The organism is Micromonospora sp. DT4 (genome assembly GCF_049841675.1).
Classification (GTDB): Bacteria; Actinomycetota; Actinomycetes; order Mycobacteriales; family Micromonosporaceae; genus Micromonospora.
On the sequence record NZ_JBNCKT010000540.1, the window covers coordinates 1 to 215 of the forward strand.

Here is a 215-nt window from a genome sequence, read left to right on the forward strand (position 1 = left end):
CCGTACCGCGTCGACGGCGAGGAGCAGGTCGTCGACCTCCGTGTCACGGGTCAGGAAACCTCGCGCGCCGGCGGCTATCGCCTGACCGAGGTCCGGCGGGTCGGTCGGGTCGCAGAGCAGCACGGCACGGGAGTTCGTCGGCAGCATGCGGACGAGCGCGTCGACGGCACGATTCGGCCAGTCGATCACCACCACATCCGGATCCAGTTCGGCAG

The 215-nt window shown here is 69.8% G+C and carries 1 pseudogene; it reads right to left on the minus strand.

Features of this window, described 5'->3' with window-relative positions:
* A pseudogene (locus tag ACLQ24_RS30800) lies at positions 1–215 on the minus strand (DNA-binding response regulator); the annotation flags it as partial.